Raw genomic sequence first — 17843 nt, 5'->3', positions numbered from 1 at the left:
TTATTCTTCCTCGATCAACTTTTCCAGAATTTCTATCGCTGCTTCAGAAAGGACTGTTCCCGGACCGAAAACGGCAAATACTCCAGCATCCTTAAGGTACTGATAATCCTTTGAAGGAATTACCCCACCTGCCACTACCATAATGTCTGGTCTTCCCAGTTTTTTCAATTCATTAATTAATTGCGGAACCAAGGTTTTATGGCCTGCGGCCAAAGATGACGCACCGACGATATGAACATCGTTTTCGATGGCCTGCTGAGCAACTTCTTCCGGTGTCTGAAAAAGTGGTCCTATGTCCACGTCAAATCCCATATCGGCAAAGCCAGTCGCGATGATTTTGGCACCGCGGTCATGTCCGTCCTGACCCATTTTGGCTACCATGATTCTTGGTCGGCGACCTTCAAGAGTTGCGAATTCGTCAGACAAAGCAATTGCTTTCTTAAATGAGTCTTGATTTTTCACTTCTGCTGCATATACTCCTGTGATTGATTTGGCTTGAGCCTGATGTCTTCCAAAAGCAAGCTCCATCGCATCTGAGATTTCTCCTAAAGTAGCTCTTTTTCTAGCTGCATCCACTGCCAGCTCAAGTAGATTTCCTTCACCTGATTTCGCTGCCTGAGTCAATTTCTCCAGGCCTTTTTCAACTTCCTGCTGATTTCTGGATTCCTTTAATTTTTTCAGCCTTGCGAGTTGGGATTCGCGCACTGCCTGATTATCCACATCACGTACTTCGATTTCTGAATCCTCTTCGATTTGGTAGCGATTCACGCCTACGATCACATCTTTTCCGCTATCGATTCTGGCTTGCTTTTTTGCGGCAGCTTCTTCAATTCTAAGTTTCGGCAGCCCGGCTTCTATTGCTTTGGCCATTCCTCCCAATTCTTCCACTTCTTTGATCAAAGTCCATGCGCGATGCACCAATTGATCTGTTAGAAACTCCACATAATGTGAACCTCCCCAAGGGTCAACTACATCTGTGATGCCCGTTTCTTCTTGGAGTACTAATTGCGTATTTCTGGCGATTCTGGCTGAAAAGTCTGTGGGTAAAGCAATGGCTTCATCCAGTGAATTCGTATGAAGTGACTGGGTTCCGCCCATCACGGCAGCAAGAGCTTCTACTGCTGTTCGGGTCACATTATTAAAAGGATCCTGCTCGGTAAGCGACCAGCCCGAAGTCTGGGAGTGTGTACGAAGGGCTAAAGATTTATCGGATTTCGGATTGAACTGCTTGACGATTTTTGCCCAAAGCAAGCGGCCTGCCCGCATCTTTGCGATTTCCATAAAGTAGTTCATCCCAATTCCCCAGAAGAAGGATAGGCGGGGAGCAAAATTATCAATGTCCAAACCGGCTTTTACCCCGGTTCTTAAATATTCTAAACCATCCGCAAGTGTGTAAGCCAACTCAATATCTGCCGTAGCTCCCGCCTCCTGCATGTGATAGCCAGAGATGGAAATGGAATTGAATTTCGGCATGTGATCTGACGTAAACTTGAAAATGTCAGCGATGATGCGCATCGATGGTTGAGGAGGGTATATATACGTGTTTCGCACCATAAATTCCTTCAGAATATCATTCTGGATCGTGCCGCTAAGTTGCCCAGGTTTTACTCCCTGCTCTTCAGCTGCCACAATGTAAAATGCCATAATCGGGACCACTGCCCCGTTCATGGTCATGGAAACTGACATTTGATCCAAAGGAATTTGGTCAAAAAGTAGTTTCATATCTTCCACCGAATCTATGGCCACTCCAGCTTTACCAACGTCACCAACCACTCGCGGATGATCAGAATCATAGCCTCGGTGAGTAGCAAGATCGAAGGCGACTGAAAGACCCTTTTGGCCTCCGGCCAGGTTTTTACGGTAAAAGGTGTTGGATTCTTCTGCGGTAGAAAAACCTGCATATTGACGGATAGTCCAAGGCCGCATACTATACATAGTGCTGTAAGGCCCTCGTAGATAAGGTGGGATTCCAGCCGCAAAATTCACATGCGAAAGCTTAGCAATTTGCTCACCGTCGAATACCGAAGGGATGGAAATCTGCTCGGGTGCTTCCCAGTTTGTGCTTTCTTCAGTATGTGAGGCTTGAATTTCTACGGATTTCCAATTATTCAAATCTGGTCTCATGCATTGCTCAGGGTTTTTTGTTCTACAAAGTAGGTTGCTCGGCTGGGGAGTAGTTCGAGGTCCTTTTCGACAATGGGCTCAAATTCTAAGTGGTTTTCCAAACTGTCTTTGGCGAGGTATTTATTAACCCCTACTTTAATAGTGTCACCTGATAGAATTTTCTTTTGTGCGCTTTCTCTGGAATTTCTGACAGCTGCTTGCAGGCTACGGTCTTCGAAGCTTTTTAGCCAGCCCCCCTTTTCTTCCAAATCTTGTAGGCCTTTGATGACTGCTTTTTCAATTTCCTCCTGAAGCTTTTCCAAATAAAATGATCCAGCTGCCGGATCCATAACCTTGTCCAGGTAGCTTTCTTCTTTGAGGATTGAAGAAACATTTCTCGCAACCCTGTTTTCCAACACAGAAGCATCTTTTCTTTCGGCGGGTTTCACCCAAAGTGAATTTGATCCTCCTAGGATTCCTGCCATTGCCTCGTAAGTTTGACGGATTAGGTTGGTGTTTTTATCTAAAAGTGATTTGCTCCAAGTGCTGGTGGAAGTGATGATATGAATGTCTTCCATCTGGATTTTTACGCCGTAATTGCCAGCTAACTCCGCGATCAGCTTTCGCAAAGCTTTTACTTTGGCGATCTCCGCAAAATGTGAGTCTCCAACAGCAGTATGGAAAGCTAGGTTTTCAAATACCTGAGTAGGAGAGATAGCTTTTTTGGAAAGTTTATCTATGAGCTCAATCACTTCGCCCAAACCATAAGTCAATTCCTGGATTCCTGTCGCGCCAGCATTGGCGTAGCGGGAAAGATCGATCGTCATGGGATAGAAACTGCGAAACTCCTTATAATCTTGAATAGCCAAAGCCGCCTGATCGATAGCCGACTCGAAATTTTCACGACTTTTGAACAACTCGTCGCAGGGCGACCAAAGGATAGTGCCCGACAGCATAGTTGATTTAAGGGATATATCGTCAATCCAGTTTTGAAGAGCCCGCATAAGCAAGACTGTCTCACCTGTTGGTAGAAGGTTGGTGGAAATAAATTCCGTATGAACTCCTTTCATGATCTGATTCAAATTCTCCGTGCCATCCAGATTTAGTACTAGGCCATCAGCGCCATTTTGAAGAGCGTGCAGAATTTCTTCATTGGCCTTTTTTTCGTTTTCTGGGAAAACAGAAACTAAATTATTCCATTTTCTGGGGGATAAACCTGGGATTTCAGTGTTTGGATGAAATTTGAATTCTTGCTTTGGGCCTTCTAAATCTTCAGCCGTATAGAATGGCTGAATCTTTATTTTTTCCCAAAGGGTGGAGGTTAGTGTAGTTTCAAAATTCTTTCCTTTCAGGTCTGTTTTCACCTGATCAATCCAATCTGCTTTAGAGGAAGGAGGGAATGTATAGAAGTTATTTGTAGTCATAGTTGGGTTTAAAATTTTTCTAGCGCGATATTTCTGTAAATAAATACCCTGTCTTATTCTTTATTTGGGCGTCAAAATAGCCTTCATCAAAAATAGGGAAATGATAGGGAAATCAAGAAAGTAATTGAATTGCACTAAAATTTCGATTTGTTTACGCATTCTTTCAAGCTATTGGAAATTAGAATAGTTAAATAGTTGGGTGTAAATACGCCTTCATTCCATCCAATAGGATTCTAGGAATCAAAATAAGATTTTGGTCTGGAATTTTGTTTGAATAAATACCAGTGAATGTCCAAAAACTCAATATTTCAAGAAGAATTCCATTTTTTATTTAAGTTAATTTTGCTCAAATTTGACACCCTTGCACCTACCGCAAGATCTTTGTTTTTCAGAAATCTTCTCTAATGAGTTCAGAAGCTAGCGCCGTTTGGAATGAATGTTTACGTGTTATCGAACAGCACGTCAATGAGCAGAGCTTTTCAACTTGGTTTAAGCCCATCAATCCTGTCAAACTTGAAGGCACTTCGCTGACCATTCAGGTTCCAAGTCAATTCTTTTACGAATGGCTTGAGGATAATTACGTTCAGGAATTAAAAATTGCGATCAAGACTACGCTGGGTCAAAGTGGAAGACTCGAATACGCGGTAGTAGTGGATAGAGGGAATTCTTCCAATCAGCCCTATGTGGTTTCTTTCCCGCAGGGAAATAATGGAGCCAAAAAGTCGCCTGTTCAGGTAGAGCCAGATAAGACACCCTTTGAGATGAAGTCGCTCAATGCTGAGGCGTTGACAAATAGTAATCTGAATCCGACCTACACTTTCACTACTTATATAGAGGGAGATTGTAACCGACTTGCTCGATCTGCAGGTTTTGCTGTGGCCACCAAACCAGGCATTACTTCTTTTAACCCCTTGATGGTTTATGGTGGAGTAGGGTTGGGAAAAACGCATTTGGTACAAGCAATCGGAAATGAGATCAAAAATGGCCCTGAAGACAAGTTTGTGCTATATGTGTCCTCAGAGAAATTTGTAAACCAGTTCATGGATTCCATCAAGGATGGCAATGTGAAAAGCTTTACCAATTTCTATATGCAAGTGGATGTGTTGATCATTGATGATATCCAGTTTTTGGCTGGAAAGGATAGAACACAGGAAATGTTCTTCCATATTTTCAATCATCTACACCAAAGCAAAAAGCAAATCATCATGACCTCAGATTGTCCCCCTCGGGATTTGAAAGGTCTCGAGGAGCGACTGCTTTCTAGATTTAAGTGGGGGCTGACTGCAGATTTGCAGATGCCTGATTTTGAAACCAGAGTTGCCATTATTCGTCGTAAGATGCAATCGGAAGGAATCATTATTCCGGACGATGTAGTGGAATACCTTGCCTACACTGTCGATACCAATGTGCGTGAATTGGAAGGTATATTAATTTCCTTGATCGCACACGCTTCTTTGAATCGCGTGGAAATCAGTCTTGAGCTAGCCAAGACTGTGATGAAAAACATCATCAAGGATATAGAAACAGAAGTTGGAGTTGATTTTATCCAGAAGACGGTTTCTGAGTTTTATGGAATTGCACTTGATGATCTTAAAGCCAAGACCCGTAAAAAGGAAATAGTAACTGCACGTCAGGTAGCGATGTATTTTTGCAAGGAATTTACCAATCATTCCTTGAAATCGATTGGTTACCACTTTGGTGGAAGAGATCACTCTACAGTTATTCACGCGGTGCAGAATGTAAATGACTTCATGGAAACTGATACTTCCTTTAGAACTGCCGTGTTGGAATTGAAGAAGAAATTTAAGATGAGGTCTTATTAAAAGGACTTCGAATCCTTTTACTTTTCACTACTTACTTCTTACAAAAATTACTTTTTACAAACTTGATTTCTATTCATTCAGCTTTTTGCCCATCGTATCTTCAAATCGCTGCAGCAATCTGATGTATCGTTTCTGGATATTTTCCAGAAATTTTTCCTGCGTATCGATTTCATAGATTGGATTGTATTGAATTCTATCGATCACAATATCCAGCCAGGCTTTTCCGTCATCTATTAATTCTGCGTGAAAGGCTTCCACTGTTAAATCCCTGGATCCTGAAAATGGGCCTTTTCCTATTTGTTTGAAATAATGTGTAATTACATTCAAGGCTAACTCGTGTGTTTGTTCAAAATGCTTGAGCAAATCCCGGGATTGGGATTCGGTTAGCTTCCCGTTTTTAGCTCGCTGAGCATAATCGGTCAGGTCAAGAAGTTCAGAACTAAAATCTTCCAGTAGTATGGCACAGGATTTTGGGATTGTTTTCATAGTAGAGGTATATATTCTTATACATTCAAAATAATAAAATACGTTGAATAAATTATATTAAATACTGAATGTTATCTAATTATTAAATCTATGGAGTGGAATTAATTTTTTGGCATGGAAAAAAAAAGATTTTTTTTTATTGAAAATCGCGAATGAATGGTGAAGATGAAAAATTCGAAATTTTAGAAATGAGATTCAAAAATTGAAGAGAATTTCATTTTTATAGCTATAAAAAATTGTTCTAGGGTGAATAGTCTTCAATTAGCAATTGAAAAAAAGCCTTTTCTCCAAATACCGGTGCTTTCCACAGTCTCTTGAAATTTGTACGCTTTACGAATTTACATATATTTGTTCCGTACGATTATGAAACATTAACGTTTCAACTAATTATTAATCACAACCAAATCAAACAAAACCTTTATGAAGAAAATTTTACTATTTTCTTTCTTGATGGTCCTTACAGGGATAGCCTGGGCCCAGACCCGTACCATTGAAGGTACGGTGACGTCTTCGACGGATGGAACCACTTTACCCGGAGTAAGTGTCCTCGTGAAAGGAACTCAAAACGGAACGATTACCGACATTGACGGTAAGTATCAACTCACTGTACCAAGTACAGGAGGAGTATTGGTATTCTCTTTTGTAGGCATGACCTCAACAGAGATTGCGATTGGAAATCAATCAACCATTGACGCACAGTTGGCAGATGATGTCACTCAACTGAACGAAGTGGTAGTAACAGCCCTAAACGTAGAGCGAGAGAAGAAGACCTTGGGTTATGCCACTCAGGAAGTGACTTCTGACAATCTACGTGTAGCTAGAGAAACTAACCTGAATGAAGCACTAGCGGGTAAGGTATCCGGTGTACAGGTAATTTCTGGTTCTGGTGCCAAATTTGGTGAGGCTGCTGTCCGTATCCGTGGTGTAAGAGGATTTGGGTCAAGCTCTCCACTATATGTAGTGGATGGTATTCCTACCGCAGATCCTGCTACTATCAACATGGACAACGTACAGTCTATCAACGTATTGAAAGGTGCGAATGCATCAGCTCTTTACGGTTCTAGAGCTCGTGATGGTGTGATTTTGATCACCATGAAAAAAGCTAAGGCTGGTAGAATGAACATTGACTTCAATAACACGACTACGTTTGAGAATGTCTCTGTAATGCCTAAGTATCAGAATGAATATGGTGGAGGTTACTCTCAGGAGTTCCAGACTTTCACCTTCAATCCAGCTACTGATGATCCAGCTTTGTCAGGACTTAATGGAGCTTTGATTCCTGAGTTCTACGCTGATGAGAGCTGGGGACCAAGAATGGACGGTCGCCAGGTAGCACAGTGGGATGCATTCACTCCAGGAACAGATACGTATGGTCAGACTAGACCATGGTCTCCTAATCCTGACAACGTGAAGAACTTCTTTAACACCGGTGTAGCTCTTAATAACAGTTTGTCAGTAAGTAAAGCAGGTGAAGGTTATAACATCACTGCTACACTTTCTAACGTAAACCGTACAGGTGTACTTCCTAATACCAAGCAAGAGAAAACGTTCTTGAACTTAAACGCAACAGTAGATCTTGCCAAAAACTTGACTTTGACTACACTTGCTAACTACAACAGAACTAATGTATTTGGTAACATGACTGAAGGTTATCAAGGTGGTAGTATAGGACAAAACTTCAACCAGTGGTTCCAAAGACAATTGGATATGGACTTGTTGAAGAAGTATTATCAAATGCCTGATGGTAGATACACTAGCTGGAACATCAACTCAGCAAGAAATCCTAGACCATTGTACTGGAATAGCCCTTACACTGAGCAGTACGGTAACATCGCTGAGAACACCAAAGATACGTACAGCGGCAAATTCGGATTGACTTATGAGTTGATCGACGGACTTTCTGTATCTGCTAACCTAAGCCGTTACTTCACTTCTTATTTCTCGGACGGACGTACAGCGTCAGGAACATTGAATCTTGATTCTTACGGACAAAGTAAATACCAAGAAAAGGAAGACAACTATGAGTTTTTGGCTCAATACAATAAAGTGACTGAGAATTTCTCCGTATCAGCTTTGATTGGTGGAAATATCAGAATGGAGGAGTACACTTCAAATAGTATTTCTACTGCTGGTGGACTTTCAGTTCCTAACTTGTACAATATCAGCGCATCCATTAATAGACCTAATGCTTCTAACTACTTCAGTCAGCGTCAGGTGAATTCAATCTTTGCCCAAGCTAGCTTTGGTTGGAAAGAAATTGTATTTGTGGATGGATCTATTCGTCGTGATTATGATTCTGTGCTACCTGAGACAAGTAATGCCTTTACTTACCCTGCAGTTTCTGCATCATTCATTTTCTCTGAATTGTTGCCAAATACTAACGTATTATCTTTTGGTAAATTACGCGCTGGTTACGCTGAAGTAGGTGGAGAGCTTAATCCATATCAGTTGGATCCAGCATTCTCTTTGGGAACTCCTTACAATGGAAACCCAACCATGACTTATCCTAACTCTTTGATTGATCCTAATCTTCGCGCATCTACTACTGGTGCACTTGAAGGTGGTATCGAATTAGCGTTCTTGCAGGGTAGAATTAGAACAGACTTCTCTTACTACTACTATGATAATACGAATGAGATCCTAAGTACTGAGGTGCCTAGCACTACTGGTATTTCTTCTTACACGATCAATGCGGGTAAGACATTTACACGTGGATGGGATGCTACAATCGGAGGTACTCCAATTCAAACTTCTAACTTCAACTGGGATGTTAACTTAAACATTGCGAGAAGCAGAAACGTAATCGAAGAAATCTATCCAGGTATTGATGCGATCCAACTTGCAAATGGATTTCTTGGAGACCGTGTAAGCGGTGGATGGGGATCTATTTCAGCGAGAGCTAAAGTAGGTGAAGACTGGGGAACTATCATTGGTGAGAAATTCCAAAGAGATGAAGCTGGAAACATCCTAATAGATGAAGATGGCTATCCTATGACTGAGCAAAACCAAGTATTGGGTACTTTACTTCCTGATTACACAGGTGGTATTTTCAATAGAGTGAGTTATAAAGGTTTTGAATTGAGCTTCACTATTGACTGGCAAATTGGTGGTAAAATCCAATCAATCACTAATATGTTCAATGCTTACTCTGGTTTAGGTGAGATGACTGTGGGTGATAACGACAGAGGTACTCCAATGCGTGACCCTGTTTCTGAAGGTGGTGGATTGAGATTTGACGGTGTTTTTGCTGACGGTACTGAAAACAATGTTTACCTAGAAGCTTCCGAATACTTCAAGTCACAATTTGGACTTCATGAGGCTTGGATTTATGATGCGAGCTATGTGAAGCTTCGTGAGATCAGATTGGGCTATAGCCTTCCACAGTCTCTTCTTCAGCGCACAAATTTTGTGAGAACTGCATCCTTTGCAGTAGTTGCAAACAACCCTTGGTTGATCAAGACTAATGTACCTGGTTTGGATCCTTCTCAAGTGAGTGGTGATACTAGAAACTCCAGAAACAATGGTGCTTGGGTAGATTCAGGTCAATTGCCGGCTACTCGTTCTATCGGTTTTGACATTCGTCTAGGATTCTAAAATAAAGAAACATGAAAAAATCAATTTCAAAATATATACTTGTTGGGATGATTGCCGTTGGGGTGACATCCTGTGAACTAGGAGATTTTGGGGATACTAACGTAAACCCTAATCAGACTACGCAAGCAATCCCTTCTTCGCTTTTGACTAATTCCATCAACGGACTGAAGGGTACTATAGATGATCCTACCGGGTCACACTATTCGCAGTATCTGGCTAACTCTCAATATACTAGTGCTGATAACTACCAGACCATCATTTTCAACTATGGTGGTTATTACAGCGGCGTATTGATGGATTTGGAGCAGATAATCATTATGAATACTAATGAAGAGACTCAAGTCGAAGCTTCTCTATATGGCTCTAATGCGAACCAAATTGCAGTGGCTCAAATTCTTCAGTCTTACTATTTTAGTTTTATTACTGACAGATGGGGTGATATACCTTATTCTGAGGCTTTGAATATTGACGAGGGAGTTCGTCAGCCTTCTTTTGACCCGCAGTCTGAAGTATATGCTGGTGTGTTGGCTACGTTGAAGACAGCTCAAGGTAATATTTCTTCTACTGCTCCTGTACAAGGTGATATCCTGTTCGACGGAGATATGGATATGTGGAGAAAGTTTGCAAATACGATCAGAATGAAAATGGCATTGAGAATGTCTGAGGTGGATCCTACCACAGCTGCTGCAGAATTTGCTTCTGCTATCAATGATGGTGTGATCGCTCTAGACAATAGCGAGAACATTTTCTACGCTAACTTACCAGAAGCAGCTTTCCAGAACGCTTGGTTTGCACGTTTCCTTACTCGTCGTGATTATGCTGTTGCTAATACGTTGGTGGACAGAATGCAAACCACTGCAAATGGCGGTGTGCTGAACGCTTCTATGGATCCAAGACTTCCTGAATATGCAGATCCTACCGATATCGGAGGAATGTATGTAGGTATGCCATATGGTCTTAGTGAAGCTAGAGCAGGTGCTATTTCTAACTCTGATGTTTCATTCTTGAACGCTGACTTGAGAGCTCAGGATGCTCCTAACTACATCTTCACTTCTGCACAGGTTTTGTTCTCTATGGCTGAAGCTGTACAAAGAGGCTGGATTGCCGGTGATGCTGAAGCGCTTTACTACCAAGGTATCGAAGCTTCTCTTGACCAGTACGGTGTTGCTGACGGCTATGCCGACTACATCACCAATACTTATGTGCAGTTTGATGCTTCTAAAGCTATTGAGCAAATCGTAACTCAAAAATGGATTGCGAACTACTTAAATGGATATGAATCATGGGCAGAGTGGAGAAGAACAGGCTACCCTGATTTGCAACCAGGCGAAGATGCGCTAAATGATAGCAAGCAAATCCCAGTTAGACAAGCTTATCCGCTATTTGAACTGAACCTTAACTCAACCAACTACGAAGCTGTAGTTGCTCGTCAAGGTGCAGATGGATTGGATACACCAGTATGGTGGGATGTTGACTAATTAAATCTGAAAAACATAAAATGCCATCTACAATTTGTGGATGGCATTTTTATGCTTTATCTACTATATGAAAGAAAAACCACTTCCACTACTTGTATTTTTAGTACTTCTCCAAACCACTTTTCTCTTTGGTCAATCAGTTGAAAAAACTGTGAAATTCGATCAAAATTACGTGGAAACTCCACTTCCCATAGTTTTGGAGGCAATTGAAAATCAATCTGAAATCCGTTTTTTCTACAAAGAAGAGTGGGGGATTGAAGCTTTTTTGGTTAATGGAAAAAAAGGGGAAGATGCATTGGAGACCATCAAAAACCTGCTGAACACCTATGGGTTTAGTATTGTTCCCTATAGAGATCTACTTGTCTTAGTAAACCAAGAAGGTCTGGAAGCCTATCGCTATGAGCAATGGGATGAAGATGATCTCAATCTAAAAGAATACCAATTAATAGGTACTGGAAAACCGGAAAACTCCAATTTGCCAGTGACCCTCACCGGTCAAATCAAAGATGCAGGTGAAAATGAAGCATTAATAGGAGCCAGTATTCAAGTAGTAGATAGCTCCGAAGGGGTAGTGACAGATTTGGACGGCAACTATGAACTATCCATCATTCCAGGAAAATATAAATTACTGGTACAATATGCCGGATATGAACCTAAGTCTATAGACGTTCAGGTGATTAACTCTGGTGAATTGAACGTTGAACTTTTTAATGAAACCCTGAAGCTGGAGGAATTCACAATTACCGCGAGAAGTCAGGATGTATCAGTTTCTGAAAAGATTGCCGGTCGGGAGATTTTGGATATTGCAGTGATCAGGAGCTTACCCACATTCATGGGAGAAGTGGATCCAATCAAAAGTTTAATCTCGCTTCCTGGAGTCAGCTCCGTCGGTGAGGGGACATCTGGGTTTAATGTGAGAGGTGGAGATCCAGGCCAAAACTTAGTAATGATGGACGGAGCAATCGTTTACAATAGTTCACATTTATTTGGTTTCTTTGGAGCTTTCAATTCAGATCTTATTAGAGATGTGGAAATTTACAAAGGAGGGGGACCAGCCAACTATGGAGGTAGAGTTTCCTCTGTGCTCAATGTAAATCTTAGAAATGGTAATTCTCAAGGGATCGACGTGCAAGGAGGCATTGGGTTGATCTCATCCAGACTTTTAGTAGAAGGTCCATTAAAAAAAGACAAAACTACTTTTTTGCTCTCGGGAAGAACTGCCTATCCGAACTGGATGCTGAAGCAAATGAAGGATCCGGATCTTTATCAAAGTGCTGCTGGCTTTTATGATGTGAATTTCAAAATAAACCACATAATTGACGATAAAAATGTCCTCACTTTTTCAAGTTACCTGAGTGATGACAATTTCGAATTTGCTTCCGATACTGCGTATGTGTGGAAGACTAAGCTTGGTATCCTAAAATGGGCTCACCGCTTCAGCAACAAGTTTTTGATGCAAACTCAGGTGGTAGCCAGTGATTTCCAAAGTGATATCAGAAATACCCAAGAGAGCTACGACTTCGACTACAGTTCTGGCATTCTTAATTATCAAGGGAAAGTTGATTTCTCCTATGAGTTGGGTACAGCTCACAAGGTGGATTTTGGTGTTAGTTCTCTATACTATGCCTTTAACAATGGTGATTTCAATCCAGGGTCTGAAAATACAACAGCGGAGGAAATCCATATCCCTGAGGAATATGCTTTGGAAAGTGCGATTTATCTGAATGATGAATTCGTTATTTCCTCTAAAGCTTCTCTTGTTTATGGTATTCGAGTATCTAACTACCTGGCGCTCGGCGGTAGCTATTACGATTTTGACCCGAATCGACCTAGATCCAATGCCTCAGTTACAGATACATTGAGTTTTGGTTCAAGTGAAGTAGCCAAATCCTATATTGGCTTTGAGCCTAGGGCATCTTTTCGCTGGTTGGTTACGCCTAGCAGTTCCTTGAAGGTCAGCTACTACAGGACAAATCAATACATTCACTTGATTTCCAATACTGCCGCAATTTCTCCAGTGAATTATTGGAAGTCTTCTGGGTACAATCTTTCACCTTCGATTGCAGATCAATACACGGTTGGACTATTCAAAAACTGGAAAGATAATCTCTTCGAAATATCAGTAGAAGGATATTATAAGAATACACAACAGGTAGTAGATTACAAAAATGCAGCTTCTATTCTGCTCAATGAAAATCTCGACGCAGATCTCATTCAAGGAGAAGGGCGTGCCTATGGAGTTGAGTTCTTGTTAAGAAAAAATCGAGGCAAGTTGACTGGTTGGTTGGGATATACCTATTCTAGAAGCTTGAGGAGATTTGATGAATCTCCATTTGAAGAGGAGAAAATCAACGGTGGAAGTTTCTTTGCTGCCAACTATGATAAGCCGCACGACCTTTCGTTGGTGATGAATTATAAAGTGAGCAGAAGGTTTGCTATGAATCTAAATTTCGCCTATTCTACCGGAAGACCAATTACAGTTCCAGTTTCGAAGTTTCAATACGAAGACATCCTTTCTGTGCTGAATTTCTCTGACCGTAATCAATATAGAGTACCCGATTACCATAGACTGGACTTGTCATTCACATTGAAAAGCGGCCTGAAAAAGGAGAAAGCCATTGACGGAGAATGGGTGTTCTCTGTGTATAATGTCTATGGGCGCAAAAATCCTTTCTCAGTTTATTTCACGCAAAGGGGTAATGCGTTTCAGCTTTCTGTACTGGGCAGTGCTTTTCCATCTATCTCTTACAATTTTAAATTATAAAGATGCGACAAAGTTATATTATTGCGCTTCTATTGATTCTAACGGCATGTATAGAGCCGATTTCTTTTGAAACGGGTAGTGAGCCCCGACGCTTAGTGGTGGATGGATTTATTTCCAATATTTCTTTTGCGGAGCAATCCCTAAAGCCTGCGCCACCGAGACGCTTCTATGTCGCAGTTAGGTGGAGCAGTGAAGTGGACAATGTGCTGGATGAAGTGATCTCGGATGCTTCAGTTACTTTAATATCATCTGAAGGAGAGAGTTTTGGATATTTCTGGGATGAAGGGGAACAACGGTATCTGATCAGAGATGCTAGTTTTCATGCAGAAGAAAATGTGGACTACAAAGTACGTGTAGTATCTTCCGATGGCAAAGTCTATGAATCGGATACGGATAAATTACATCCTGCCCCTGAGATTCAGGAGATCGACGTCGATTACAAAACTATCTTGAAAAGTATCTCAGTTGGCAATCAAACGGAGATAGTAGAGCAGCGAGGAATCCAGGTATCAGTGCCCTTGGAGGCTCATGGAGGTGATGAGTATCATTATCGCTGGAAAATAGTACCAAGCTGGATTTTCGAAACATCACTTCTGGAAGATGGTCATCCAAATAAGCGATGCTATGTTACCAACCTTTATGAATATCAGTCTATTAGCGTTTGGGAAGATAAAGCTGGAGGCTATAACCGGGATCTGTTCTTTTTGGAAACGGATGATAATGAACAGGTTCAATATGGATACTCTACCCTAATTACACAATATAGTCTATCTCCAGAAGGCTACGAGTTTTGGGATCAATTGGCTACTCAGCAGCAGAGTGGCGGTGGGATTTTTGATCCTCCTCCTTTTTCTTTGATCACCAACATTCATAATGTGAATGATCCAGAAGAAGCTGTATCTGGTTTTTTCTATGTAGCTCATGAATCTTCTTACAGATGGAAGCTTAATCCGGAAGATCTTCCATATCAGCTAACTTTTATGGACGCTTGTGAGCCTATGCCAGGCGTTCCATTTATTCCTCCTCCTGGCTGTATGAACTGCCTAGACTATAGAGGAACACATACTGACAATACAAACCAACAACCAATATGGTGGGACGAATACTGAAAATTATACCGATAGTTTTGGGGTTATTAGTATGTTCAGCACTTACATCTTTAGCCCAATCAAACGCAGCTCAGGTTAGAATGCTCGTTTCTTCCTCGGTTTATGTAAGTGGAGATCTGGTTGCTTTGCACTTGGTGGCACTTGATTTTGAAGGTAAGCCGAACATGGAAGGGAGTCTGATTAATTTGTATCTGGTGGCCTATGATGGAAGTACAGTGTCAATCGAACGCTTTAATTCAAATGATCAAAAGTCCGATCAGGCTTTTTTGTTACCAGCGGAGTTGCGTACGGGTAATTACAAGTTAATCGCCCATATTCCAGGTTCAAATCAGCAAACAGAAGCTATAATTCATGTCTATAGCCCAACGATTTTTTCCTCCACTGCTTTACCCCAAAATGCTAATCCAGAACTGGGAGTTCAAGAATCAAAAGCATCTGCCACAGAGGAAAAATCCTACTGGAAAGTATATGAAAACAGTTTTCGGATTGCTGCAGAATCGCAAGATGCAGGAATGCTGGCGGTGAAGGTTTTTGACCCTTCATTGGAGGGGTTTCCAGTACGGGGAACTGTGAGAAAATCAGAAATAGCCGTTAAAAATTCTGGATCATTTCAATTGAATACGCCTTCCCGGGATCCTAGTTCCCGTATTTCAGTCTTTTTCCTAGATCAGGGATTGGTGGAGGAATATATTCTACGGGATAGTGTTTCTATTGAAGAAAAATTATTGCAACACCAAGGCTCTTCATCTATATGGGCGTACCAATTTGATAATATGGGCGAAGCGATAGGGGAGGTTGATGTGAAAATTTCTGATTGGAAAAGCAATCAATTCAGTGCCTTCGATAATACAGTTCCTTTTGATGATGCAGTGGTTACTATTTTGGATCATAAAAGGAAGCGGAAATACATAGATCAGATTTATAGAACTGATTTTGATAACTATGAGTTTTTGATACAAAAATCTGATCAAGTAGCTCCGGATCAGGTGTATTTTTCTAAAGATTATGAAGGAATTGCAACACTTCGAGAAGCCTTTTCCGGGATTATTTCCAAGGTTTCAGTTAAGCGAAATAAGGATGGCTATGAGCTCAGTCTTTCTCCTGCTACTTCAGGGTTTAAGTATGAAAAAAGTCCATTTATCTTATTTAATGGATCTCCGATTTTTGATTTGGGGGATTTGATAGAAACTCCATTCCATCAGGTTTATTCAGTTTCAGTTTACAATTCATTTCAGTCACTGAAGCGCTTTGGGGTACTTGGTAGGTTTGGGGTTGTGAGTATAGAGATGAAGCCGGAGTTTGAAGATCCTTTAGGTGCAAAAAAAGATGATTACCCGTATTACCTAGGAATCAATGATTTGGTTCAAATCAAATCTGAGGTAACTGACCCGACGGCGCCGGATCTTAGATCGGTACTACTTTGGACTTCTGAGGAGATTGTCACGTCAGATCTTCCCCAAACCTTGGACTGGAAGTTTTCAGATGTAAAAAATAAGCATATAATTTGGGCAGATTTGCTGAGAAGTGATGGGACATCTGTACAATGGTCACAGCCCCTCCCGGCCCAATCTGCCCAGTAAGTAAGTTACCTCACACTATAGCTCTGCATAAATGGTTGCCCATTGGAAGCAACTCCTTCAAGGAGTAATCTTCCGCTGAATTTCTCTAAGAAGGCTCCGACTTTGTTGGGGTCTTTGGCTGGATTTTGATTTACTTGAGTGATAATAAAACCTTCTCTCAATCCCAATTCTCTCAAATATCCGCGTGTCAGGCCAGAGATTTTGATGCCGTATTCCACTCCAAACTTATCCTTTTCGATGGTGTTTACGGCTTCCAGTCTTGCACCCAAAATTCCTGAGCTATAAAATTCCCGCTTGATTACACCATTTCCACCTTCTAAATTTTGAAGAAGAAGTTTTGCGGTTTTTGGAGAGCCATTTCTAAGGAAAGAGACAGTAAGCTCATCACCTGGATAGTAGTAAGATAACGCTTCTTCAAAGCTGCCTTTTCCAGTGATGTCCTGACTTCCAAGTTTGGTGATCACATCATTTCGGCCTAGGCCAGCCTGCTCGGCTGCCCCATCTTTGATCACGTGTGTGACGATCACCCCATCCAGGGTATTGATGTTCATCTCTTGAGCGAGCTCAGGAGTGATTTCCACCGCTTCTATTCCTGGGATGGCTTTTTGAACTTCTCCATATTTGATCAGGTCATTGGATACTTTCATGGCTATATCCACCGGTACAGCAAATCCGTAACCTGTGTACGAGCCAGTTCTGGAAAGAATAGCTGTATTGATTCCCACCAATTCCCCATTCACATTCACAAGAGCACCTCCTGAGTTTCCAGGGTTGATAGGTGCATCTGTCTGAATGAAACTTTCCAGCGGAAAATCACCCCCAAGGATATTGATTTGTCGTTCCTTGGCAGAAACGATGCCTGCGGTGACCGTGGAAGTTAAGTTAAATGGATTTCCAACGGCTAGCACCCACTCACCGATCTGCAGATCTCTACTACTTCCGCGTTTGATGGCAGGGAGATTTTCACCTTCGATCTTGAGAACTGCAATGTCCGTATTCTTGTCAGTTCCGACTAGAGTTGCTTTGTAAGTTCTTTTCTTATGCACCACCTCTATGGTTTCTGCCCGGTCGATCACGTGATTGTTTGTCACGATGTAGCCATCATCTGAGATAATTACGCCAGAGCCTGTACTTACTTGTTGAGAAGGTGCTCCACCGCCTCCAAAAAAGTAGTCAAACATGCTGTATCTCCGAGGGTCGGTACCGGAAAAGTTCTTGATAAAGACCACGGATTCTGTGCTATTTTCAGAGGCATCCACAAAGGAAAGCGGGGCATCGGCAGCTGATCGTGAAGAAACGGGGTGGAATTGTGAAGCAAAACTTACTTCCGATTGATTATTCAGAGGATAATCTGAGAATTGCTCAGGTTCGTTTACATTGATAGTTGTCCAAACTGCAGCTCCGGTCAAGCCTGCCAGAAAGGAAACTCCGGTTGTTTTGAATAGACTGTTCATAGGCAAATCATTTTATCAAGTTGACGGG

At 41.5% G+C, this 17843-nt stretch carries 10 protein-coding genes; 6 read left to right on the top strand and 4 right to left on the bottom strand.

Annotation, left to right across the window (positions count from 1 at the left end; all coding sequences use genetic code 11):
- Together scpA and BM386_RS11520 are read right to left on the bottom strand one after the other, a co-directional pair.
- Positions 1-2124: a methylmalonyl-CoA mutase gene (gene scpA, locus BM386_RS11525; RefSeq protein ID WP_091694056.1), complete on the bottom strand. Its 2124-nt coding sequence runs from the start codon at positions 2122-2124 to the stop codon at positions 1-3.
- Entirely contained in the window at positions 2121-3527 is a 1407-nt protein-coding gene (locus BM386_RS11520) for a methylmalonyl-CoA mutase family protein (RefSeq protein ID WP_091694053.1), read from the bottom strand. The genes scpA and BM386_RS11520 overlap by 4 nt, the downstream gene beginning before the upstream one ends.
- 404 nt (positions 3528-3931) lie before the next feature.
- On the opposite strand from BM386_RS11520, the gene dnaA reads away from it, so the two are divergent.
- Positions 3932-5350 carry a chromosomal replication initiator protein DnaA gene (gene dnaA, locus BM386_RS11515; protein WP_091694051.1) on the top strand — a complete coding sequence of 473 codons (1419 nt, stop codon included), beginning with the start codon at positions 3932-3934 and terminating at the stop codon, positions 5348-5350.
- A gap of 69 nt (positions 5351-5419) precedes the next feature.
- On the opposite strand, the gene BM386_RS11510 is transcribed toward dnaA, so the two are convergent.
- Positions 5420-5836: a nucleotidyltransferase substrate binding protein gene (locus BM386_RS11510; protein WP_091694048.1), complete on the bottom strand. Its 417-nt coding sequence runs from the start codon at positions 5834-5836 to the stop codon at positions 5420-5422.
- Between the two features lie 420 nt (positions 5837-6256).
- Here BM386_RS11510 and BM386_RS11505 point away from each other — a divergent pair, with 420 nt between their 5' ends.
- From BM386_RS11505 to BM386_RS11485, 5 genes are all read left to right on the top strand, one after another.
- Positions 6257-9430, top strand: coding sequence for a SusC/RagA family TonB-linked outer membrane protein (locus BM386_RS11505; protein ID WP_091694046.1), 3174 nt, complete (start codon positions 6257-6259; stop codon positions 9428-9430).
- Positions 9431-9441: 11 nt separating this feature from the next.
- Positions 9442-10908 (top strand): SusD/RagB family nutrient-binding outer membrane lipoprotein, encoded by a 1467-nt coding sequence (locus tag BM386_RS11500; protein WP_091694043.1) that lies wholly within the window; start codon positions 9442-9444, stop codon positions 10906-10908.
- Between the two features lie 67 nt (positions 10909-10975).
- A complete protein-coding gene (locus tag BM386_RS11495; RefSeq protein WP_170857085.1) occupies positions 10976-13672 on the top strand; it encodes a TonB-dependent receptor in 2697 nt (898 codons plus the stop codon).
- 2 nt (positions 13673-13674) lie between these two features.
- Positions 13675-14781, top strand: a complete 1107-nt coding sequence (locus BM386_RS11490; RefSeq protein WP_091694039.1) for a DUF4249 domain-containing protein — start codon at positions 13675-13677, stop codon at positions 14779-14781.
- Positions 14763-16361, top strand: a complete 1599-nt coding sequence (locus tag BM386_RS11485; RefSeq protein ID WP_139235893.1) for a hypothetical protein — start codon at positions 14763-14765, stop codon at positions 16359-16361. Before BM386_RS11490 ends, BM386_RS11485 begins: the two co-directional genes overlap by 19 nt.
- A gap of 5 nt (positions 16362-16366) precedes the next feature.
- Here BM386_RS11485 and BM386_RS11480 read toward each other — a convergent pair whose 3' ends face one another.
- Complete coding sequence (locus tag BM386_RS11480) at positions 16367-17815, bottom strand: S1C family serine protease (RefSeq protein ID WP_091694035.1); 1449 nt, start codon at positions 17813-17815, stop codon at positions 16367-16369.
- Positions 17816-17843 lie beyond the last annotated feature (28 nt).

This window comes from Algoriphagus locisalis (assembly GCF_900116615.1).
Lineage (GTDB): Bacteria > Bacteroidota > Bacteroidia > Cytophagales > Cyclobacteriaceae > Algoriphagus > Algoriphagus locisalis.
Note: the sequence above shows the minus strand (reverse complement) of the source record. Positions and strands in the feature narration are given on the sequence as shown.